1 protein-coding gene is annotated in these 601 nt (G+C 72.7%); it reads left to right on the forward strand.

The window, feature by feature from the left end; genetic code table 11:
- Positions 1 to 449: metallophosphoesterase family protein (locus AC1DXV_RS35185; protein ID WP_477938125.1), on the forward strand; the 449-nt coding region annotated here is incomplete at its 5' end.
- Positions 450 to 601 lie beyond the last annotated feature (152 nt).

Genomic DNA, 601 nt, shown 5'->3' on the forward strand with positions numbered 1-601 from the left:
ACTTCCTGTCGAAGCTGCCGCTCACCGCGCGCGACGCCGACCGCCTCTACGTGCATGCCAACGCGCATGCGCCGGCCGCGTGGGGCTACGTCACCGGCCGGCTCGATGCGGTGCGCAGCCTGCATGCCACCGATGCGCGCATCACCTTCTGCGGCCATGTGCACGAGCCGCTGCTGTTCCACCTGTCGGGCACCGGCAAGGTCGGCGATTTCACGCCGGTGCCGGGCGTGCCGATCCCGCTGTCGCCGCAGCGGCAATGGCTGGTGATCCCCGGCTCGGCCGGCCAGCCGCGCGACGGCAACCCGGCCGCCGCCTATGCCACCTTCGACACCGTCAGCGGCGACCTGACCTACCACCGCGTGCCCTACGACCACGAGGCCGCGGCCGCCAAGGTGCTCGCCGCCGGCCTGCCCGAACGCCTGGCCCAGCGCCTGATCGATGGACACTGAGGCCGGGCCGGCAAGGCCCTCGTCGCGCCTGGCCGCCGGCCAGGTCATCGACGGCTTCCGGCTCGACGCCCACCTGCACCAGGGCGGCATGGCCAACCTGTGGGYCGTCACACGCCTGGGCAGCGACGACCCGATGCCGCTGATCATGAAGG

It is taken from the genome of Rhizobacter sp. P3_C12 (assembly GCF_056402735.1).